Annotated in this window: 18 protein-coding genes, 1 tRNA gene and 1 pseudogene; 11 read left to right on the top strand and 9 right to left on the bottom strand. The window is 69.5% G+C overall.

What is annotated here, in order from left to right; genetic code table 11:
* The first annotated feature begins 235 nt into the window (after positions 1-235).
* Entirely contained in the window at positions 236-2,056 is a 1,821-nt protein-coding gene (locus tag WAE60_RS18905) for an ATP-binding protein (RefSeq protein ID WP_337687880.1), read from the top strand.
* Positions 2,057-3,406, top strand: a complete 1,350-nt coding sequence (locus WAE60_RS18900) for a sigma-54 dependent transcriptional regulator (RefSeq protein ID WP_029916291.1) — start codon at positions 2,057-2,059, stop codon at positions 3,404-3,406.
* A 14-nt stretch (positions 3,407-3,420) separates the two neighbouring features.
* On the opposite strand, the gene WAE60_RS18895 is transcribed toward WAE60_RS18900, so the two are convergent.
* Positions 3,421-3,511, bottom strand: a tRNA-Ser gene (locus WAE60_RS18895).
* A 132-nt stretch (positions 3,512-3,643) separates the two neighbouring features.
* Between WAE60_RS18895 and WAE60_RS18890 the strand changes: the two genes are divergently transcribed.
* The 4 genes from WAE60_RS18890 to WAE60_RS18875 are packed head-to-tail and all read left to right on the top strand — an operon-like array spanning position 3,644 to position 8,330.
* Positions 3,644-5,164, top strand: a complete 1,521-nt coding sequence (locus tag WAE60_RS18890; protein ID WP_337687876.1) for an exopolysaccharide biosynthesis polyprenyl glycosylphosphotransferase — start codon at positions 3,644-3,646, stop codon at positions 5,162-5,164.
* A gap of 9 nt (positions 5,165-5,173) precedes the next feature.
* Complete coding sequence (locus WAE60_RS18885; RefSeq protein ID WP_337687874.1) at positions 5,174-6,616, top strand: lipopolysaccharide biosynthesis protein; 1,443 nt, start codon at positions 5,174-5,176, stop codon at positions 6,614-6,616.
* Positions 6,613-7,557, top strand: coding sequence for a glycosyltransferase (locus WAE60_RS18880; RefSeq protein ID WP_337687873.1), 945 nt, complete (start codon positions 6,613-6,615; stop codon positions 7,555-7,557). Before WAE60_RS18885 ends, WAE60_RS18880 begins: the two co-directional genes overlap by 4 nt.
* Positions 7,557-8,330: a polysaccharide deacetylase family protein gene (locus WAE60_RS18875; RefSeq protein ID WP_337687871.1), complete on the top strand. Its 774-nt coding sequence runs from the start codon at positions 7,557-7,559 to the stop codon at positions 8,328-8,330. The genes WAE60_RS18880 and WAE60_RS18875 overlap by 1 nt, the downstream gene beginning before the upstream one ends.
* Before the next feature lie 842 nt (positions 8,331-9,172).
* On the opposite strand, the gene WAE60_RS18870 is transcribed toward WAE60_RS18875, so the two are convergent.
* Positions 9,173-9,526, bottom strand: a complete 354-nt coding sequence (locus WAE60_RS18870) for a hypothetical protein (protein ID WP_029916280.1) — start codon at positions 9,524-9,526, stop codon at positions 9,173-9,175.
* Between the two features lie 262 nt (positions 9,527-9,788).
* Here WAE60_RS18870 and WAE60_RS18865 point away from each other — a divergent pair, with 262 nt between their 5' ends.
* A complete protein-coding gene (locus WAE60_RS18865) occupies positions 9,789-10,238 on the top strand; it encodes a hypothetical protein (RefSeq protein WP_337687869.1) in 450 nt (149 codons plus the stop codon).
* Here WAE60_RS18865 and WAE60_RS18860 read toward each other — a convergent pair.
* The 3 genes from WAE60_RS18860 to WAE60_RS18850 all read right to left on the bottom strand — a co-directional run bounded on the left by WAE60_RS18860 (position 10,235) and on the right by WAE60_RS18850 (position 13,808).
* Positions 10,235-11,437: an O-antigen ligase gene (locus tag WAE60_RS18860; protein ID WP_337687975.1), complete on the bottom strand. Its 1,203-nt coding sequence runs from the start codon at positions 11,435-11,437 to the stop codon at positions 10,235-10,237. The genes WAE60_RS18865 and WAE60_RS18860 overlap by 4 nt on opposite strands.
* A 79-nt stretch (positions 11,438-11,516) precedes the next feature.
* Positions 11,517-12,218, bottom strand: a complete 702-nt coding sequence (locus WAE60_RS18855) for a hypothetical protein (RefSeq protein WP_029916276.1) — start codon at positions 12,216-12,218, stop codon at positions 11,517-11,519.
* A gap of 90 nt (positions 12,219-12,308) precedes the next feature.
* Positions 12,309-13,808 (bottom strand): GumC family protein, encoded by a 1,500-nt coding sequence (locus WAE60_RS18850; protein WP_029916274.1) that lies wholly within the window; start codon positions 13,806-13,808, stop codon positions 12,309-12,311.
* 84 nt (positions 13,809-13,892) lie between these two features.
* Between WAE60_RS18850 and WAE60_RS18845 the strand changes: the two genes are divergently transcribed.
* The gene (locus WAE60_RS18845) at positions 13,893-14,624 is read left to right on the top strand and encodes a polysaccharide biosynthesis/export family protein (RefSeq protein WP_337687868.1); all 732 of its coding nucleotides are present in this window, start codon (positions 13,893-13,895) and stop codon (positions 14,622-14,624) included.
* Positions 14,625-14,671: 47 nt separating this feature from the next.
* On the opposite strand, the gene WAE60_RS18840 is transcribed toward WAE60_RS18845, so the two are convergent.
* Both WAE60_RS18840 and WAE60_RS18835 read right to left on the bottom strand, forming a co-directional pair.
* Complete coding sequence (locus tag WAE60_RS18840) at positions 14,672-14,950, bottom strand: sel1 repeat family protein (RefSeq protein WP_029916271.1); 279 nt, start codon at positions 14,948-14,950, stop codon at positions 14,672-14,674.
* A 194-nt stretch (positions 14,951-15,144) separates the two neighbouring features.
* Positions 15,145-15,870, bottom strand: a complete 726-nt coding sequence (locus tag WAE60_RS18835) for a glutathione S-transferase N-terminal domain-containing protein (RefSeq protein ID WP_337687867.1) — start codon at positions 15,868-15,870, stop codon at positions 15,145-15,147.
* Positions 15,871-16,073: 203 nt separating this feature from the next.
* Here WAE60_RS18835 and WAE60_RS18830 point away from each other — a divergent pair, with 203 nt between their 5' ends.
* Entirely contained in the window at positions 16,074-16,604 is a 531-nt protein-coding gene (locus tag WAE60_RS18830; protein WP_029916267.1) for an RcnB family protein, read from the top strand.
* 179 nt (positions 16,605-16,783) lie between these two features.
* The gene (locus tag WAE60_RS18825; RefSeq protein ID WP_337687866.1) at positions 16,784-17,146 is read left to right on the top strand and encodes a proteophosphoglycan 5; all 363 of its coding nucleotides are present in this window, start codon (positions 16,784-16,786) and stop codon (positions 17,144-17,146) included.
* Between the two features lie 75 nt (positions 17,147-17,221).
* Here WAE60_RS18825 and gatB read toward each other — a convergent pair whose 3' ends face one another.
* Both gatB and WAE60_RS18815 read right to left on the bottom strand, forming a co-directional pair.
* Positions 17,222-18,721 (bottom strand): Asp-tRNA(Asn)/Glu-tRNA(Gln) amidotransferase subunit GatB, encoded by a 1,500-nt coding sequence (gene gatB / locus WAE60_RS18820; protein WP_337687865.1) that lies wholly within the window; start codon positions 18,719-18,721, stop codon positions 17,222-17,224.
* 29 nt (positions 18,722-18,750) lie between these two features.
* Positions 18,751-19,149, bottom strand: a complete 399-nt coding sequence (locus WAE60_RS18815) for a DUF559 domain-containing protein (protein WP_337687864.1) — start codon at positions 19,147-19,149, stop codon at positions 18,751-18,753.
* 205 nt (positions 19,150-19,354) lie between these two features.
* Here WAE60_RS18815 and WAE60_RS18810 point away from each other — a divergent pair.
* A pseudogene (locus WAE60_RS18810) lies at positions 19,355-19,692 on the top strand (hypothetical protein); the annotation flags it as partial.

Here is a 19,692-nt window from a genome sequence, read left to right as displayed (position 1 = left end):
CGGCCGTGTTTCCATCCCGCGTCCCTTTGCGAAGACGCTTGGTTAGACGATCCTTGTTGCGGAGAAGCGGCGCAAGCACGCCAAGCTGAAGCTTCTATCGGTTGTTTTTGTTGATGTTTCTTGGAAGCACCCTGGTTGTGATGGTCCCCCGGACGGCGAATTCTCGCTCAGGATTTGGCGACTTGTGCGAAAATCCGCACATCTTGCCCAAGCACAGCCGATGAACAGACCCGCCATGCCGAATCCGGCCGACCCGATCGTCCGTCGCTGGGCCGTTTTCTTCGGTGTCTGCGCCGTCGTGCTCGGCGCGGCCCTGTGGATCGCCGGCGAGGTCGCCGAGCGTCGCGCGACCGCCGAGCTGGCCCGCCAGGCCCAGGCCTCGGCCGCCCTGCACGCGGCGGTGCTGCGCAGCGAGCTGGCCAAGCACCGATCCCTGCCCTTCGTCCTGGCCCAGGACCCGGACGTCGCCCAGGTCCTGCGGGCGGCGGATGCGCGAGGGATCGACGCGCTGAACCGCAAACTGGAAACCCTCAGCGGCGGCACCCGCGCCGCCGTGATCTATGTCCTGAACGCCAAGGGCATGACCATCGCCGCCAGCAACTGGCGCGAGCCCACCAGCTTCGTCGGCTCCGACTACAGCTTCCGGCCGTACTTCCGCGACGCGCGGTCGGCCGGCGTCGCCGAGCTGTTCGCCCTGGGCACGGTCAGCCGTCGGCCGGGCCTGTTCATGTCGCGGCGGATCGACGGCCCGGACGGCATGCTCGGCGTGGTCGTGGTCAAGGTCGAATTCGAAGCGCTGGAGGCCGACTGGTCCTCGGCGGAGCCGGCCTTCGCCGCCGACCCGCGGGGCGTGATCCTGGTCACCTCGATCCCCGCCTGGCGGTTCTCGACCCTGACGCCCCTGCCCCGGTCCGAACAGCAGCGCCTGCGGGCCGAGCACCGGTTCGGCGAAGCGCCCTTCACCCTGCTGGACGTGCGCCCCGCCGTGGTCGCCGCGCGGCCGCCGCGCCTGACGACGACCGCCCTGCCAGGCCAGCCCGCCGCCCACTACATGGCGGCCAGCGCCGACCTGGGCGCGTCGGGCTGGACGGTCTTCACCCTGACGCCGACCGGTTCGATCCTCAGCGGCGCGGTGGCCGGCGCGCGCGCCGTGGCCCTGCTGGTCGGCCTGGCGATCTGCGGCGTGGCCGGCGCCGTGCTGCGGTGGCGCGGCCAGGCCAGCCTGCGCGCCGCGCGCCAGGAGGCCGCCCGCGCCGAGCTGGAGGCCCGGGTCGAGGAGCGCACCGCCGAGCTGCGGCGGTCCAACCGTCGCCTGACCGTCGAGATGGAGGAGCGGCGGCGGGCCGAGGCCCACGTCCACCTGATGCGCGACGAACTGGTGCAGTCCAACAAGCTGGCGACGCTGGGCCAGATCGCCGCCGGGGTGGCGCACGAGATCAACCAGCCCGTCGCCGCGATCCGCGCCTATGCCGACAACGCGTCGATCTTCCTGGACCGCGCCGACTCCGACACCGCCAAGAACAATCTGGGCCTGATCGCGGGCCTGACCGATCGCATCGGCCTGATCACCGACGAACTGCGCGCCTTCGCCCGCAAGACCAGCGCCCCGGCCGCGCCCGTCGCCGTGCGCGAGGCGGTCGACGGCGCCCTGCTGCTGGTCGGCCCCCGGCTGCGCCAGACCGGCGTCCGCGTCGTCCGCCGCGAGGCCGACGAGGAGGCCCTGGTCATGGCCGAGCGGTTCCGGCTGGAGCAGGTGCTGGTCAACCTGCTGCAGAACGCCCTGGAGGCCTTGGAAGGGACCGCCGATCCGGAGATCGCCGTCCAGGTGACGTCGCGCCGCTCGCAGATCCGGATCGCCATCGCCGACAACGGTCCGGGCCTGGCGCCGCAAGCCGCCAAGACCCTGTTCACACCCTTCGCCACCACCAAGCCGCGAGGCCTGGGCCTGGGCCTGGTCATCAGCCGCGACATCGTCGCCGAGTTCGGCGGCGAATTGGCCCTGGAGCCGGCCCCGACCGGAGCGCGGTTCGTCATCTCCTTGTCCAAGGCGCGTTAGATGCAGATTTCCGTCAACCAGGTCGCCTTCATCGACGACGACGACGCCCTGCGCGGCGCCAATGTCCAGACCTTGCAGTTGGCGGGGCTGGACGTGCTGGCCTTCGGCTCGGCCGAAGACGCCCTGGCCGCCCTGCCCGACGGCTTCCCCGGCGTGGTGATCAGCGACATCCGCATGCCCAACATGGACGGCCGCCAACTGTTCCGGCGGCTGAAGGACCAGGACGCCGACCTGCCGGTGATCCTGATCACCGGCCACGCCGACGTCGCCGAGGCGGTGGAGGCCATGCACGACGGCGTCTACGACTTCCTGCCCAAGCCCTACGCCCCTGAACGCCTGGTCAGCAGCGTGCGCCGCGCGCTCGAGAAACGCCGCCTGGTGCTGGAGAACCGCCATCTGCGGACCCAGGCCGAGGCGGCGCAATCGGACTGGCCGCTGATCGGCCAGACCCAGGTGATGGAGCGGCTGCGGTCGACCTTGCGCCAACTGGCCAGCGCCGATGTCGACGTCCTGCTGGAGGGCGAGACCGGGGTCGGCAAGGAACTGGCGGCCCGCGCCCTGCACAACTGGGGCCGGCGGCGCGACCGCGAATTCGTCGCCGTCGACTGCGCGGCCCTGCCGGCCTCGACCCTGGAAAGCGAGCTGTTCGGCCACGAGCTAGGCGCCTTCAACGGCGCGATGCGCCAGAGGGTCGGCCGCATCCAGCAGGCCGATCGCGGCACCCTGTTCCTCGACGAGATCGAAACCCTGACGCCCGACGCCCAGGGCAAGTTCCTGCGCGTGCTGGAGGAGCGCGAGATCGTGCCGCTGGGCTCCAACCGCGTCCACACCCTGGACATCCGGGTGGTGGCCGCCGCCAAGCCGGCCTTGATCGAGGCGGCGGCCAGCGGCGCGTTCCGGCAGGACCTGTTCCATCGCCTGGACGTCGTGCGGATACGCATCCCGCCGCTTCGAGAGCGCCGCGAGGATGCCCCGCTGTTGTTCGCCCATTTCCTGGCCCGCGCCTGCGAGCGGCTGGGCCGCCCGCCGCCCGCCATGAACGACGTCGTCCGCTGGCGGCTGCTGAACCACGACTGGCCGGGCAACGTGCGTGAGCTGAGCCACTACGCCCAGCGGGTCGCCCTCGGCATGGCCGACGCCGGCGACGCCATTCCGCGGGCCTTGCAGCCCCTACCCGAGCGCATCGCGGCCTACGAGGCGCATCTGATCGAGGAAACGCTCGCCGCCTGCGGAGGCGACGTCCGCACGGCCCTCGAGCTCCTCAAGGTTCCGCGCAAGACCTTCTACGACAAGGTCGAGCGGCACGGCGTGAACCTGGCCCGGTTCCGAAAGAAGGGCGTGGCCCAGTGATCGATTTGTAGGGATGGCGGAGACGGAGGGATTCGAACCCTCGATACCCTTTTGAGGTATGCCGCTTTAGCAAAGCGGTGCCTTCAGCCTCTCGGCCACGTCTCCTCCTGAGAGGGAGCGGTTCGATAGCCTGTTCGCGGCGGCATGACAACGCGCCGTCGCGAAAAATCCGCGTTAACGTGAAGCTCAGACCGCGCGGCTAGTGTGAACCCTGTTCTACAAAGGGCTCGGGGCTTCATGTCGACCGCTATCGCTCATCCGCCGGAAGGTGAAGACGTCGTCCTGCGCGACGTTCAGCCCGACACGTCGCGACTCGTCATAGAGGACGAAGCGGCCGAAGGCGTCGGTCGCCGGGGTCCCTTCCGGCCCGGACGCCTGGTCCCGGCCCGGGCCCGGATGCAGGTGCGCGGCCTGTCGCGGATGTTCCGCGTGGTCGACGGTCTGGTCTTCGCGGGCGTCACCGCCGCCGCCATCTCGATCGCGCGCCCCTCGCCCGACGTCTTCGCCCCGCTGGTGCTGGGCGCCCTGGCCCTGCTGCCCGCCCTATACCTGCTGGAGGCCTACACCTTCCATCGCCGCGAAACCCTGGGCCGCCAGGCCCTGCGGGTGTCGGCCGCGTTCGGCGTGGTCGGCCTGGTGGTGCTGCTGGGCGTCCTGATCTTCGGACACGGCCGGATCGACGCCGCCCTGCTGGCCGGCTGGGGCGGCGCCCTGGCCCTGGCCACCGCCGCTCTGCACGTCGCCTGGTGGCGCGCGGTCGACCACGGCCGCCGCGACGGCCGCCTGACCCCGAACGTCGTGGTGGTGGGCGCGACGGTCAACGCCGAACGCTTCATCCGCGGCGCCCTGGCGACCGGCGACGTCAACGTGCTGGGCGTCTTCGACGACCGCGCCGACCGCGCCCCGCCCCAGGTGCTGGGCGTGCCGGTGCTGGGCGACACCAACGCCCTGATCGGCCACCGCATCATGCCCTATGTCGATCGGGTGATCATCGCGGTGACCTCCACCGCCCAGGCCCGCGTCGGCCAGCTGGTCGAACGGCTGGAAGTCCTGCCCAACCCGGTCAGCCTGTTCGTCGACCTCAACCGCGAGGAGCGGCGCAACGCCTCCCTGGCCCACTTCGTCGACCTGTCGGGCGCCACCACCGACGCGCGCCGCGCCCTGGTCAAGCGCATGCAGGACCTGGTGATCGGATCGCTGGGCCTGCTGGCCGCCGCGCCGGTAATGCTGCTAGTCGCCCTGGCCATCAAGCTGGACAGCCCCGGCCCCGTCTTCTTCCGCCAGCGCCGCCACGGCTTCAACAACGAGGCGATCCTGGTCTGGAAGTTCCGCTCGATGCGCCACGAGGCCGCCGACGCCAAGGCCGCCCGCCAGGTCACCGTCGACGACGACCGCGTCACCAAGGTCGGCAAGTTCATCCGCAAGACCAGCCTCGACGAGCTGCCCCAGCTGTTCAACGTGCTGCGCGGCGAGATGTCGATGGTCGGACCCCGCCCCCACGCCATCGGCATGAAGAGCGGCGACGTGGAGTCCGAGAAGCTGGTCGCCCGCTACGCCCACCGCCACCGCATGAAGCCCGGCGTCACCGGCTGGGCGGCCATCAACGGCTCGCGCGGCCCGGTCGATACGGCCGAGCTGGTGCAGGAGCGCGTCGCCCTGGACGTCGAATACATCGAGCGCCAGTCGTTCTGGCTGGACCTCTACATCATCGCCATGACCATCCCCTGCCTGCTGGGGGACCGGTCGGCGGTGCGCTGAGGACGAAACATGTTCTGGCGTGGCGTACTCGGATATCTGCCGGTCAACATCGCCCAGGGCGTGGTGGGTCTGCTCACCATCGTCCTGTTCACGCGCGTCCTGACCCCCGAGCAGTACGGCGTCTACGCCCTGGCCTTCTCGGCGCTGAGCCTGACCCAGACGATCCTGCTCACGTGGACCGAGGCCGCCATGGCCCGCTTCCACGCCCGCCAGGACGCCGACGGCCGGCTGCCCGACCACTTCGCGACGCTCTACCGCCTGTGGTTCGGCCTGGCCCTGGTCGTGCCGATCGCCGCCGTGGCGGTCCTCAAGTTCGCCCCCCTGGCCGCGCCGTTGAAGGTCGCGGTCGCCGCGTCCATGGCCGCCGTGGTGGTCAAGAGCCTGACCAAGCTGTCGCAGGAGCGCCGCCGCGCGGCCGGCGAGGTGTCCGGCGCGGCCCTTCTCGACATCGTCCAGACCGTCGGCGGCTTCGCCCTGGGCCTGGTGCTGGCCCTGGTCGGCCTGGGCGGCGCCGCGCCGATCCTGGGCATGGGCGCGATCTCGCTGCTGTGCCTGGTGTTCGTGCTGCCCGCCGACCTGAACCGCGCCAGAGGCGGGCGCTATGACCCGGCCATGGCCAGGGCCTATGCCGCCTACGGCCTGCCGGTGGCCCTGTCGCTGATCCTGGCCCTGGTGCTGTCGACCACCGACCGCTTCCTGCTGGCCGCCTTCCTCAACGAGCAGGCCGTGGGCGTCTATCACGCCGGCTATTCCCTGGGTTCGCGCACCCTGGACGTCGTCTTCATCTGGCTGGGCATGGCGGGCGGCCCTGCCCTGGTCGCGGCGCTGGAGCGCGGCGGCCACGCCTCGCTTAAGGACGCCGCCCACGAGCAGGCGGGCTTCATGGTGCTGCTGACCCTGCCCGCCGCCGTCGGCCTGGCCTTGGTCGGCCGGTCCCTGGCCCAGGTGATGGTCGGGCCCGAGCTGAGCGCCGGAGCCGGTCGGGTCGTGCCGTGGATCGCCGTGGCCGGCTGGCTGTCGGGCGTGACCACCTACTACCTGCTGCAGGCCTTCACCCTGGCCAAGCGCACGATGATGCTGATCGCCTGCATGGCCGTCCCGGCCGGCGCCAACGTGATCCTGAACCTGCTGCTGATCCCGCGCTTCGGCCTGGACGGGGCCCTGTGGTCGACCGCCGCCAGCTACGGCGTCGGGGCCGTGGCCGCCGCGATCCTGGGTCGCCGCGCCTGTCCCCTGCCCGTGCCATGGACCGCCCTGGCCAAGTCCGGGCTGGCCTGCGCCCTGATGGCGCTCGCCGTCCTGGCCGTGCCGGCCTTCGGCGGCGTGGTCGAACTGATCCTCAAGGCGTCCGTCGGCGCCGTCGTCTATGGCGTGGTCGTCCTGGCCCTCGACGCGGGCGGCCTGCGCGGCCGGATCGCGGATATCCTCCAGCGCCGTTTGAAGGCCGCATGACCCAGCCCGCCACCGAGACCCTGACCGACAACGCCGCCTGGGCATCTCTGGACCAGAAGGTGGCGGCCCCGCGCCTGTCGGTGCTGATCCCGACCTATCGCGACGACCCCAGCGCCCTGCTGACGGCGCTGGACGAGCGGGGGGTCGACGCCGAGATCGTGGTGCTGGACGACGGCGGCGGCGACGCGGCCCTGACCAAGCGCATGGCCGGCCGGATCGAGAAGCTGAAGCTGCCCGCCCGCCTGGTCGTGCTGTCGCGCAACGAGGGCCGCGCCAAGGGGCGCAACCGGTTGGCCGACCACGCCCGGGGCCGCCACCTGCTGTTCCTGGACAGCGACATGCTGCCCGACCCCAAGGACTTCCTGACCCGCTGGGCGGCCGTGGCGGCCGACGACGCGCCCGTGGCGTTCGGCGGCTTCACCCTGGACCAGGCCCCGCGCCGTCCCGAGCACGAACTGCACCGGGCCATGGCGCTGAAGAGCGACTGCACGCCGGCCCCGGAACGGGCCCGCGAGCCGGCCAAGCACGTCTTCACGTCCAACCTGCTGGTCCGCCGCGACGTGTTCGAGATCGTGGCCTTCGACGAGCGCTTCGCCGGCTGGGGCTGGGAGGACGTCGAATGGGCCCTGCGCGTGGCCCGCTTCTATCCGATCCTGCACATCGACAACTCCGCCACCCATCTGGGCCTCGACACCGCCGCGACGCTGGCGGCCAAGTACGAGCAGTCGGCCGCCAACTTCGCCCGGGTGGTCGCCGCCCATCGCGAGGCGGTCAGCGCCTATCCCAGCTACAAGGCGGCCAAGGCCCTGAAGGCCGCGCCGCTGCGCCGGGCCTGGCGGCCGCTGATCAAGGCCGTCGCCCTCAACGAGGCGGCCCCCGTCCCGCTCCGCGCCTTCGCCCTGCGGCTCTATCGCGCCGCCCTTTATTCGGACGCCGTCTGATGCAGACTTCTTTTGAAAAGGTCGACGCCTACGAGCCGGACCGCAGCCTGAAGGGCAAGGTCCGCCGCCGGCTGATCCGCCTGGCCCATCGCCGCCCGGCCCGGGTGAAGCTGGAGCGGCCGATGGTGTCGTTCAGCTTCGACGACGCGCCGGCCACCGCCTGCGAGGCCGGAGCCCGGATCCTGGAGGCGCGCGGCCTGCGCGGCACCTACTATTTCGCCGCCGGCCTGACCGGGCGCGAGGGGCCGATGGGCCGGTTCGCGACGGGCGAAGACGCCGCCCGCCTGCACGCCGCCGGCCACGAGATCGCCTGCCACACCTTCTCGCACCTGGACTGCGGCCAGGCCTCGCAAGCCGAGACCCTGGCCGATGTCGACCTCAACGCCCGGCATCTGGCCGAATGGGGCGCGGGCGAGCCCAGCAACTTCGCCTATCCCTACGGCGACGTGGCCGCCCCGGCCAAGACGGCCCTGGCCGGCCGGTTCAAGACCTTGCGGGCCCTGCACCACGGCCTGATCGCGACTGGCGCAGACCTCAACCAGGCCCCGGCCGTCGGCATCGAAGGCGCGGACGGCGAACAGGTCGCCCTCGACTGGCTGGACAAGGCCCATCGCCGCAAGGCCTGGCTGATCCTCTACACCCACGACGTCTCGCCGGAGCCCTCGCAGTGGGGCTGCACGACGGCGGCCCTGGAGCGGCTGGTCGACGGGGCGCTGACGGCGGGGTTCGACGTGGTGACGGTGGCCGAGGGCGCGCGGCGGATCGGCGCTTGAGGTCCTTTCTTCCGGCCTGATGCGGCGAACACTTGCCCCCTACGGACCGCTTCGCGGTCGTCTTCCCCGGAGGGGGAAGAGCTCGGCGCGCGAGGCTCCGCCCCCTACGGGGGCGGACAGACCGCGTAGCGGTCAGGTGGGGGCAAGGGGGTGTGATCTCACGCCAAATGGCAGTGAGCGGGTGGGAAGGGTGCGAAGCGCCCGGGCCTCGCCCGGATGATTTGCAGTTTTGAATACCGTTTCGACGAAGTCTGAGCGCTTCGCGTGGAGCCGTTATCCGGAAGCCTTCGGATCGCGGATTTTTAACCCGCTCCGATGGAGGCCCCCGACGGGCGGGGTGCTGGCCGCACCCCGGACCGCCTGGGCGATTTCAGCCCAGGCCTGGCGGCTTTTCCGTCTCCCCGAGCGCCGAAGCTTCGTCGCGGCTAGGGCGAACCTGCTCCAACTCCAACCCAGGGCGTCTCCGAGGAGACCCGACGGACAAAGCCTTCCCGCTCGTCCACCCCCGAAGGCCGCATCGGTCGCCGTACGTGCGCCCTCCCCCGCCTTCAGGTGACATCAGGATACGGGCGCCGAGAAGGGTGAGGACAAGTTCGGTCGAAAAAGTTCAGGGCGTTGAAATCGCTTAACTTTGCTGGCTATCCGCCGAGCATAAAGCCCCGTCCCTCCCCCTCATGGGGAGGGTGGCCCTGGCGGAGCCAGGGTCGGGTGGGGCCTGCTGACCCGGCAGATCAGGCTTCGTCCACCACCCTGCACCGATCCCCCACCCGACCCGCTACGCGGGCCACCCTCCCCACAAGGGGGAGGCCGAAACAGGGGATACGCCCAAGGGCAGTCCCCACCTAACGCGACGAGGTGCCTGTCGACAGCGCCGCCAGGTCGGCCTGGACCTTGGCCAGGTCCTTGTCCGAGATCGCCCCGCCGAACTTCGGCGCCAAGGCCCGCAGGCTGTCGCTCTTGAACTTGTCGTACAGCGGATGGTCGGTCAGGCCGGGGATGTCGGCGTCCAGCACCGCCTTGCCCTTGGGGGTGGCCGTGACCACCTCGAGCGGCGTGTCGATGGTCAGGGCCGGGCCGGCGGCGGACGCCTCGGCGGGCGGCGGCGCCGGCGGCGCCGACTGGGCCAGGGTCGCGCCCGCGCCGCCGACCACGAAGGTCACGGTCGCGACAGCGGCGAGATGACGAATGGAACGCATGACTACCTCTTCCAAGATCGGGGCGGCGGCGTCCGATGCCCGTACGAGGCATGCGGCGCGCACGATCGTTCGATGAATCCCCCGCCCTTGGGGTTCGCCAAGCCTTGGGCGCCGTACGGCGAGCGACCGTCGCCCGACCTGTTCGATTTCCAGGCGCCGCGTGATGAGCTCGTCGACATCGTAGGCGACCCGCTCATGCGCGGTTCATCTGGCCTCGCCTTAAACAAGCGGGACCGTTGAAAGCCCTCCGGAAGTTCGCCCCATGACCCGCCTGCCTCTCGCCCTCGCCGCCGTCCTGCTGTTCGACGCCGGCGCCGCCCAGGCCGCGCCCCGCGCGTGGGTGCGCGACGTGAGCCTCAACACCGGCTGGCGCTGGGGCAAGCCGCCGACCGAGGACTTCGTGGCGACGCTGCGCGGGTCGGTGGACGAACGCCTCGCCGCCTGCGCGGCGGGCAAGGACCTGCGGCTCGACATCAGGATCGAGCGCCTCAACATCCGCCAGCCGGGCGATCTGCGCGCCAACACGACCAACTTCCTCGACGCCCAGGTCAAGGTCCGGCTCGGACGCGACAAGAGCGTCGTCGATCTGACGCGCCTGCACGTGGAGGCCGCCGACGACGGCGTGCTGGCCGCGGTGCGCGATCCGGAAATGGTGTTGTCGGAGGCCCTGGGCGACGCGATCTGCCGCGAACTGTTTCCGGCGGGCGCCTAGGCCCTGATCTCGCGGTCCGGGAAGGCCAGCTTGGCCGCGAAGGCGACGAACAGCACCCAGCGGAAGTCGTTGTAGATCAGGGCGATGCTCTCGGTCAGGGCCACCAGGCTGTAGACGACCAGGAACGGGAAGGCGAGCAGCGCGCCCCGGTCGCGGAAGACGGCGATCACCGCCAGGGTCATGGCCTGCAGGTAGAACAGACCCCAGGCGACCAGGCCCAGCAGGCCCAGGCCCAGCCATTGCTCCAGCCAGCTGTTGTGGGCGTGCTGGGCCTGGAAGCCGGCGTTCTTGCTGATCCAGGCGAACGGCCCCCAGCCGGACTTGTCGCCCCACACCGCCTGGTAGCCGTAGCCCAGCCACGGCCGGTCCTCGATCTCGCGCATCACCGCCGCCCAGATCTTGGTGCGGCCGGTCAGGGTGGCGTCCTTGCCCAGGATGGCGAAGAAGACGTCCGAGGCGAACAGGATGAAGGCCCCCAGCAGCACCACGCCCGTGACGCTCGTCCAGGTGGCCGCCGCGCCCAGGGCCGGTCCCCGCTGGGCGATCCAGACGAAGCCGATCGCCGCCACGCCCAGCATCAGCGACACCAGCGAGGTCTTGGAGGTGGACATCAGCACCAGCACCAGGGCCAGCCCGGCGAAGGTCCACCACAGGCGAGCGCGCTGCGGGTTCAGCAGGGCCGCGGCCGACAGGATGCAGAAGCCGAAGGCCATGTTGCCGCCCAGGCCGTTCTTCTCGCGCCACAGGCCGCGCCAGGCGCCGGGGAAGAGCTCGGTCATGATCCCAATGCGCGGGACCGCCAGGCAGACCACGAAACAGGCGATGATCAGCACCGCGAAGGCCGCCCCCACCACCTCGGCCAGCTGCGGCCAGCGGAACCGGGCCGCCAGGGCGATCCCGCCCAGGGTGGTGCAGACCAGGGCGAAGCCGCGGCGGGCCGTCTGGTCCGGGTTCACCGACCAGAACACCGAGGCGGCCACCACCAGCAGCAGGACGATCAGGAACGGCTGGCGGATCAGGGTCCGGAAGGTCGAGCCGGGCCGCAGGGCGATCAGGGCGAAGCCGGCGGCGTAGGCCGGCAGGTAGCCCACCCGCAGCAGGGCCGAGCCGGCCGCGTCGGCGCTCTCGCCCACCAGGGGCAGCTCCCACCCGCCGCTGTAGATCAGCAGGGCCAGGACGGGCAGCGCCCACAGCGCCATCTGGACGAAGGTCAGCCGTTCCGGCGCGGCGCTGGCCGCTCCGTACGAGGTCAAGCCCCTCTCCCGGAGGGAGAAAACCTCAAGGGAGTATGGCCTTCAGGAACTTCGGCGGCTGGACCGAGGCCTGGTTGAAGAACACGCCGGCCGTGCGGCCGCCCGACGAGGCCAGGGCGTCGCGCAGCAGGCCCGGCGGCCGCACGTCGGGCTGCTGGGCGCTGACCACCAGCACCGTCTGGTCCATGTGCTGGGCCAGGGTCAGGGCGGCCTGGGAGCGGTCGGCCGACGGACTGTCGACGACGATGATCTCGGCGTGGCGGCGCAGGGCGGCCCAGTACTCGACGCCGGGCAGGATGTGCACCTTCTGGCGGCCGCGCAGGGCCTCGCGGTTGAAGCGGGTCACCCAGAAGCGCGGACCGCCGACGCTGTGGGCGGTCAGGTACTTGGCGTCGGGCCACACCCCGCCGCCCGGCTTGGGGGCCGGCGGCTGGACGGTGAAGAAGGCCGAGCCGTCGGGCGAGGCCGGCGCGCCCCCGCCCAGCTGGCCGTAGCGTTCGGGATCGGCGGCGATGGCCTGGTATTGCGGCGAGGTGACCAGGTCCAGGTCGATCAGCCAGGTCTTGCGGCCGGCCCGCTTGGCGGCGAAGCGGGCGAATTCGCGGGCGGCCGTGGAGGTCCCCTCCCCGCGTCGGGCGGCGACGAACTGGATGACGTGCGCGCGGCCGGGCGCGGGGGCGCCAAGGCTCCCCCACAGCTCCGCCATCTCGACGTTCAAATCCACCATTCGCCGAATCGCCGCGCGTTGAAGTCCGTTTACCTTAACGACCAAACGCGCTCGCGCGAAAGGCGACGAAAGCGCCCAGGCCTTTCGGGATCAGCGCTTGTAGTGGGCCGTCGCCAGGACCGGCAGACCCAGGGTGCGCGAGGCCGAGGCCGGGGTCTGCAGGCCGGGACGCAGCAGCATCCGCACCAGGCCCGCACAGGCGGCGGTGAAGGCCGCGAACAGGAAGGCCAGCACGATGATCGGCTTCTTCAGGCTCTTGCCCGTCGAGGGGGCCACGGCGCGCTGGACGATGCGGATGTTGTCGCTGCCCTGGGCCGACATCTGGCGCTGGGCCTGGTCCTGCTGTTCCTTGACCGTGAAGTCCTTGACGTTCGTCGACAGCACGTCGCGGTCGCGCGACAGCTGGTTGAAGGTCGGCTCCAGCTCTGCCAGGCGCAGCAGGCGCTGGTTCACGTCCTGGGTCTGCTGGGTGTAGGCGGCCAGCGACTGCTGCAGGGCGGCGACCTCGGCGGTGAGGTCGTTGCGGGTGGACTGCAGGGTCTGCCAGATCGGGTTGGGCCCGCTGCGGCGCGCGCCGTCGCCGCTGGTCCGGCCCGAGGCCACGCCCTGCTCCAACTGGGCGATCTGCGCCTCGATGTCGCGGACCGGCTGGGCGTCGGGGCGGTAGCGGGCCAGCAGGCCTTCGCGGTCCAGCTTCAGCTGGGCCAGCTTGGCCGGAGCCGACATGTCGCTGTCGCGATAGAGCACGGTGTCCTGCGGCGTCCGGGCCAGCTCGGCCTGGACGGCGGCGAGGCGCCCCATGCGGTCCTGCAGCTGGGCCTCGGTGGCGTATTTCTGGGACTCGGCCTGGGCCTGCAGCTGGGTCAGGGCGGTCTTCTGGGCGGTGAAGTCGCCGATGTCGTTGCCCGACAGGAAGGCCTGATAGGCCGCGTCGGTCTGGGCCAGCTTCTGGGTGAACAGCTCGCGCTGGCGCTCCAGCCCGTTGTCGCCGCCGCCGATCAGCAGGCTGCGACGGTAGATCAGATATTCCTCGAGCAGGGTGTTGAGCACCTTCTCGGCGATCTCGGGGTCTTCGTTGGAATAGGCCAGGCGGATGATCGAGTTGTCCGGGGCGGTCTCGATCTTCAGGTTGCGGGCGAGGCTGTCGCGGCCCTCGGCCATCAGCTTGCGCTTACCCTCCGGCGAGGCGACGGCGTACTTGGTCGCGCTGCCCGGGAACACCTTGCCGAAGCCGACCTTGCGGATCACCCGCTCGCGCAGCTCGCCGCTGCCCAGGATCTCGGATTCCGACTGGATGACCTGGTCGACGTCGGGCACCGCGCCGCGCGCGGCGTCCCCGGCCCGGGGCTCGTAGACATATTCCTGGCCCAGCCGGACGAACAGGCTGGACTGGGCGGTATAGGTCTTCTTCAAGGTGGTGGCGAAGGCCAGGCCCAGCAGGAAGATGGCCAGGAACACGCCCAGCATCAGCCAGCGCTCGCGCCACAGCAGGGTCACGAAATCCGTCGGCGCATAGCGCGCACGCGCCGTCCAGTCGCTACGCGACGGCGGGTCGTGCGGCACGCTGCTCCAGGCGCTCGTGGTTGACATAGGAATCCGACTGACTGTCCCCAGCCGCACCCTGGCCGCCCGCGCCTTAAGGCTTCGTTACCTATATCTGTTAAGACTTGCCGCATGCACAGGCGCACCATCCTTTCGGCGGCTTTCGCCCTGCCCTTCGCGGTTTCGGCCTGCGGTCACGTGGATCGCGAACCGATCACGCCCACGGCCCGACCGACGGCCACTTTCTCCAATATCGGCTATGCCGACTGGTCGGATCAGGAGCCTGACTACCGGTTCTATCCGGGCGACGAGATCGAAATCACCGTGCCCTCGGCGACCGAATTGAACAAGTCCGTCGTGGTCCAACCGGACGGCCGCGTCGCTTTGCCGCTGATCCAGCCGGTGATGGCCGCCGACCGCACGATCGCGGAATTGCAGGCCTCGCTCACCCAGGCCTATGCGAGCCAGCTGCTGCGTCCGCAGGTGCAGGTGTCGATCAAGTCGACGGCGCCGCTGAAGGTGTTCGTGGGCGGGGAAGTGGGAAATCCGGGCGTCTACGACATGGCCGGCGACGGCGACGCCCTGCGGGCCGTCATCCAGGCCGGCGGGTTCAAGACCTCGGCCAAGCGGACGTCTGTCGTGATCATTCGTCGCGGACCCAACGGTCGGGCCATGCTGCGCACGGCGGACCTGCTGACGGGGATGACCAACGGGCGCGCGGACCTGGTGCCGCTTCGCCGGTTCGACGTGGTCTATGTGCCGCGCAGCGGGGTCTCCGAAGCGGGCCTGTTCATGCAGCAGTACTTCCGCGACCTGCTGCCGATCAGCTTCAGCTACGCGGTCAACGGCTTCAGCGGAAACTAGAAGCCTTTCACGCGCTTAAGAGAAAACGCGACTGAGCTCTTTCAAGCTCAGCCGTGGGCCAGCCATTCGCGCGCCTGGCGTTGGGCTTCGGCGACGTCCTCGCTGGCCATCTCCTGCGAGATTTCCTTGCGATAGACCTTGGCCTCGACCGAACCGCGCATGGCGGCCAGGTTGAACAGCATGTGGGCCGACACGTAGTCCAGCGGCGCGCCGCCTTGGCCGGTCGAATAGAGCAGGCCCATGCGGAACAGCTCGTCGCCCGAGGTGTCGACGGTCGGCAGCGGGATCCCGTGGATGGCGGCCGGCGGCTCGATACTCATCATCATGGCTTCAATTCCCATCTCAGCCCCCGTCGCCGTTCTGGCTCCGCTTGGCTGTGAGAACAGAAAAGTCCATCGGCGCTGAACATATAGTTAAAGCCGCCGACATCATGAATCTAGGCCACGAATACATAAACCATTCACGGACATTACGTCGCAGTTACAGGTGTTACTGCGCGTAAACCGCCGTATACACCAGGTTAACGGGCGCGCTGGCCAAAGAGCACTTTTCGGGCCTCTTCCTGGGCTTTTCCGGGGGCTTGCAGGCCCTGGCGGCGCAGTTCAGCCCCCAGCTTGAAGCCGCGATCGACGGCCTCGCGGGCCGCCATGCGCTCGAACCAGGCCTTCAGATGCGGGAATTCTTCCAGATTGATGCCCTGGTTTTTCCACGGCACGACCCAGCCCCAGCAGGCGAAGTCGGCGATGGACACTTCGCCGCAGATGAAATCCTTCCCCGCCAGCTGCTTGTTCAGCACGCCGTACAGCCGGTGGGTCTCGTTCGTGTAGCGGATGGCCCCGTAGGCGATCTGCCGCTGGTCGCTGACAATGGCGGCGGCGTACTGGCGGAAATGGTGGGTCTGGCCGGCCATGGGTCCCAGGCCGCCCATCTGCCACATCACCCACTGGTCGATCTCGACCCGCTCGCGCTCGTTCGTTCCATAGAACTGGCCCGTCTTGCGGCCCAGGTACTGCAGGATGGCCCCGGACTCGAACACCGAGATCGGCTGGCCGTCGGGACCCTCGGGATCGACGATGGCCGGCATGCGGTTGTTGGGGCTGATGGCCAGGAAGTCCGGCTTGAACTGTTCGCCCGCCCCGATGTTCACCGGGATCATCTCGTAGGGCAGGCCCATCTCCTCCAGGGCGATGGAAATCTTCCAGCCGTTCGGCGTGGGCCAGTAGTACAGCGCGATCGGACGGCTCATCGGCGTTTTTCCCAAGACCGGTTTCAGGGATGGTTTCGTTTGACCACCAACATGGTCGCGCGCCGCGCTCCCGCCAAGGCCGTTCATGCTCCAGCCTGACGGCGCCGTTCAGATCAGGTTCAGCCAAGGCGGCGGAAACTGGATTCAAGGTCGAGGGATTAGGCGGTTGTCGGACCGCTGACCGAAGTAAGGAGACGTCGGATATGAAGCGCCTGTTGCTCACCCTCGCCGCCGTGGCCGCCGTTGCTGGACCGATGGCTGTCACCGCGAGCGACGCGTCCGCCCAGGATCGCGGCCGCTGGGGCCACGACGGCGGCGGCCGAGGCGATCGCCACGGCGGCGGTCGCGGCGATTACGGCCGTCATGACGACCGCGGTGGTCGCGACCGAGGCGGTTGGGATCGCCACGACAACGGCCGCCACAACGGCTGGGATCGCCACGACAACCGCTGGGACGGCGGCCGTCACAACGGCTACTACTACAACAACCGCTGGAGCTACGGCGCGCCGCCGGCCTATTACTACGGCCGGCCGGGCTATCGCCCCGGCTACACCGCCTGGCGCCGCGGCGGTTACCTGCCGCCCTACTATCGCGGCAACACCTATATCGTCCACGACTACGGATACTACCACCTGCGTCCGCCGCCCCGTGGCTACTACTGGTACCGGGCCGGTAACGACTACGTCCTGGCGGCGATCGCCACCGGACTGATCTTCGACATCATCAACAACTAGACGATGTCCACCTGACGGCCTTGGCGGCGCTTTCCGAAACTCTCGGTAAGCGTCGCCATTCGCCGCATCCTCGCCGCGCATGCGGCGAGATCGCCCGATTGGCGGGCCATTCCCACCGCATTCGCGGGTCAGCGTCCCGGCCGTGTCACTTTCCGACGCGACTGTAACGAGACGCTTCCATGACCAAGCTCCGCATCCCCGCCGCCGTCGCCGCCATGACCCTCGCCGGCTTCGCCGGGGCGGCCCTGGCCCAGCAGGCGCCGGCCACCGATCCGACGGCCCAGACCACGCAAAGCGCCCCCGCCTCGTCCTCCACGTCGTCGCCGTCCTACGGTACGGACCCGGCCGCCGCCCCGCCGTCGTCCAGCGCCGACAGCGCCGCCGCCAGCGGCTCGCCCAGCTCGGCCACCGCCCCCGACAGCTCGACCGACGCGGCTCCGTCCGCTGACGCCAAGCCCGAGAAGAAGGCCAAGAAACACCACAAGCCGGCCGGCGCCGAAGCCCCGGCCAACGCCCCGGCCTCCGACACGCCCAAGCCGTAGGGCCGGCGAACCAACCATGAAAAAGGGCCCGTCGCGCGAGCGGCGGGCCCTTTCTTTTGTTCGGGGCGCGGCGCGCTACAGCCCCAGCTTGCTCCGCAGCAGTTCGTTGACGGTGGCCGGATTGGCCTTGCCGCCGGTCTCCTTCATCACCTGGCCGACGAACCAGCCGATGGCCTGCGGCTTTTCCTTCACCGCCTCGGCCTTGTCGGGATTGGCCGCGATCAGCTTGTCGATCGCCGCCTCGATGGCGCCGGTGTCGTTGATCTGGACCAGGCCGCGCTTCTCGACGATCTCGGCGGGACGGCCCTCGCCGGCCCACATGTGCTCGAAGACCTCCTTGGCGATCTTGGAGCTGATGGTGCCGTTCTCGATCAGCTCGACCAGTTGGGCGATGTCCGACGACGGCAACGGCGAGGCGGCGATCTCGTGGCCGCCGGCCGACAGCTTGGACAGCAGCTCGTTGGTCACCCAGTTGGACACCAGCTTGGCGTCGCGGCCCTTGGCGGCGGCTTCGAAGTAATCCGCGCGGTCGCTCTCGATGATCAGCACGCCGGCGTCGTAGGCCGACAGGCCGTACTGGCTCTGCAGGCGCGCCTTCTTGGCGTCCGGCAGTTCCGGCAGGGTCTCTTCGATCGACTTCACCCAGGCCGGGTCCAGCACCAGCGGCAGCAGGTCGGGATCCGGGAAGTAGCGGTAGTCGTGCGCCTCTTCCTTGCTCCGCATCGAGCGGGTCTCGCCCTTGTTCGGGTCGAACAGGCGGGTCTCCTGGTCGATCTTGCCGCCGTCCTCCAGGATCTCGATCTGGCGACGGGCCTCGTATTCGATGGCCTGTTGGATGTAGCGGTACGAATTGACGTTCTTGATCTCGCAGCGCGTGCCCAGGTGGCTGAAGCTGCCGGTCGCCCGGTACTTCTCGTAGTCGCCGGGGCGGCAGACCGAGACGTTGACGTCGGCGCGCAGGTTGCCCTTCTCCATGTCGCCGTCGCAGGTGCCCAGATAGACCAGGATCGTGCGCAGCTTCTTGACGTAGGCGGCGGCCTCTTCGGGCGTGCGCATGTCCGGCCGCGAGACGATCTCCATCAGGGCCGTGCCCGCGCGGTTCAGGTCGACATAGGTGGCGTTCGGGTCCTGGTCGTGCAGCGACTTGCCGGCGTCCTGCTCCAGGTGCAGCCGCTCGATGCGCACGTCGAAGGTCGTGCCGTCGTCACGCTCGACGGTCACCACGCCCTCGCCGACGATCGGCTGGTCGAACTGGCTGATCTGATAGCCCTGCGGCAGGTCGGGATAGAAGTAGTTCTTGCGGTCGAAGCGGCTCTTCAGATTGATCTGCGCCTTCAGGCCCAGGCCCGTCTTCACCGCCTGCTCGACGCAAAAGCGGTTCAGCACGGGCAGCATGCCGGGCATGGCCGCGTCCACCAGGCTGACCTGCTGGTTCGGCCCCGCGCCGAAGCCGACGGCGGCGCCGGAGAACAGCTTGGACACGCTGGCCACCTGGGCGTGGACCTCAAGGCCCAGCACGATTTCCCAGTCGCCGGTGCGACCCTTGATCACTTTGGAAGAGGCGGTTTCGGTCATGTCTCAATTCCTGGCCGCGTGGGCGGCCACTAACTTAGTTCCCTTCCCTCCCCCTTGTGGGGAGGGTGGCCCCGAAGGGGTCGGGTGGGGCTCGCTGCGTTCAAAGCGCGACAAATCACGTCCATGACCGCGTCAATATCCTCATGCACCGCACGGGTCGTGAAGCGCAAGGTTTGGAAGCCGGAGCGATGGAAAACTTGGTCACGGCGAGCGTCGTGATTCAATTGTTCCAGCTCCTCGTGATGAGGCCCGTCGATTTCGACAACCAGCCTTCGGCTCAGACAGATGAAGTCGGGATAGTAGCCCAGCAAGGGCGCTTGTCGTCGAAAGTGGAAACCTTCGGTTCGCAGGGCGCGCAGTCGCACCCACAAGCGAACCTCCTGTCCGCTCATCGCCTTCCGCAGCGCCCGTGCTCGGCCAACGCTCATGGCGTGATCCCCCACCCGACCCGCTTCGCGGGCCACCCTCCCGCAAGGGGAGGGACAGACAGGAATTGGGCGCTGAGACCGCCTTTCGCGCAATCCTCAAAAATGACCACTTCTAGGCAACACCGAGGTCATTCCTGGCCAACCGGAACCAGTGACAAACCCTCCCGTTGACTCCCCCGAAGCGAACAACTCGCAGGAGGAAATCATGGCTGTTCTGAACCTCGACGCCAGCGAACCTTATGTCGCGCCCGCGACCAGCGCCGACTCCTCGGCTCTGTTTCCCAGCGCGCCTATCTATGCTCGTACGCCCACGAAGAAGTCTTCGCGGAACCTTCCGCTGATCGTCGGCCTGCCGGTGCTGGCGATCGCCGCGGGCGGCCTGGCCTGGGGGCTGATGAGCAACCCGGCCCAGACCCCGACCACCGACGAGGCGGCGCCCGCCAAGGTGGCTGAGGCCCAGCCGCTGCCGACCACCGCGGCACCGGCTCCGATGCCGACCCCGGCTCCGGTGGAGGCCAAGGCCGCCGCGCCGACCCAGGTCGC

Source organism: Caulobacter sp. CCG-8, assembly GCF_037402475.1.
Classification (GTDB): Bacteria; Pseudomonadota; Alphaproteobacteria; order Caulobacterales; family Caulobacteraceae; genus Caulobacter.
The sequence above is the reverse complement of the archived record's forward strand: the minus strand, read 5'-3'. Positions and strand labels throughout refer to the sequence as shown.

Coding starts and splice junctions, on each gene's coding strand:
- WAE60_RS18905 (WP_337687880.1), top strand. CDS start 236: ATGCCGAATCCGGCCGACCCGATCGTCCGTCGCTGGGCCGTTTTCTTC.
- WAE60_RS18900 (WP_029916291.1), top strand. CDS start 2,057: ATGCAGATTTCCGTCAACCAGGTCGCCTTCATCGACGACGACGACGCC.
- WAE60_RS18890 (WP_337687876.1), top strand. CDS start 3,644: ATGTCGACCGCTATCGCTCATCCGCCGGAAGGTGAAGACGTCGTCCTG.
- WAE60_RS18885 (WP_337687874.1), top strand. CDS start 5,174: ATGTTCTGGCGTGGCGTACTCGGATATCTGCCGGTCAACATCGCCCAG.
- WAE60_RS18880 (WP_337687873.1), top strand. CDS start 6,613: ATGACCCAGCCCGCCACCGAGACCCTGACCGACAACGCCGCCTGGGCA.
- WAE60_RS18875 (WP_337687871.1), top strand. CDS start 7,557: ATGCAGACTTCTTTTGAAAAGGTCGACGCCTACGAGCCGGACCGCAGC.
- WAE60_RS18870 (WP_029916280.1), bottom strand. CDS start 9,526: ATGCGTTCCATTCGTCATCTCGCCGCTGTCGCGACCGTGACCTTCGTG.
- WAE60_RS18865 (WP_337687869.1), top strand. CDS start 9,789: ATGACCCGCCTGCCTCTCGCCCTCGCCGCCGTCCTGCTGTTCGACGCC.
- WAE60_RS18860 (WP_337687975.1), bottom strand. CDS start 11,437: ATGGCGCTGTGGGCGCTGCCCGTCCTGGCCCTGCTGATCTACAGCGGC.
- WAE60_RS18855 (WP_029916276.1), bottom strand. CDS start 12,218: ATGGTGGATTTGAACGTCGAGATGGCGGAGCTGTGGGGGAGCCTTGGC.
- WAE60_RS18850 (WP_029916274.1), bottom strand. CDS start 13,808: ATGTCAACCACGAGCGCCTGGAGCAGCGTGCCGCACGACCCGCCGTCG.
- WAE60_RS18845 (WP_337687868.1), top strand. CDS start 13,893: ATGCACAGGCGCACCATCCTTTCGGCGGCTTTCGCCCTGCCCTTCGCG.
- WAE60_RS18840 (WP_029916271.1), bottom strand. CDS start 14,950: ATGATGATGAGTATCGAGCCGCCGGCCGCCATCCACGGGATCCCGCTG.
- WAE60_RS18835 (WP_337687867.1), bottom strand. CDS start 15,870: ATGAGCCGTCCGATCGCGCTGTACTACTGGCCCACGCCGAACGGCTGG.
- WAE60_RS18830 (WP_029916267.1), top strand. CDS start 16,074: ATGAAGCGCCTGTTGCTCACCCTCGCCGCCGTGGCCGCCGTTGCTGGA.
- WAE60_RS18825 (WP_337687866.1), top strand. CDS start 16,784: ATGACCAAGCTCCGCATCCCCGCCGCCGTCGCCGCCATGACCCTCGCC.
- gatB (WP_337687865.1), bottom strand. CDS start 18,721: ATGACCGAAACCGCCTCTTCCAAAGTGATCAAGGGTCGCACCGGCGAC.
- WAE60_RS18815 (WP_337687864.1), bottom strand. CDS start 19,149: ATGAGCGTTGGCCGAGCACGGGCGCTGCGGAAGGCGATGAGCGGACAG.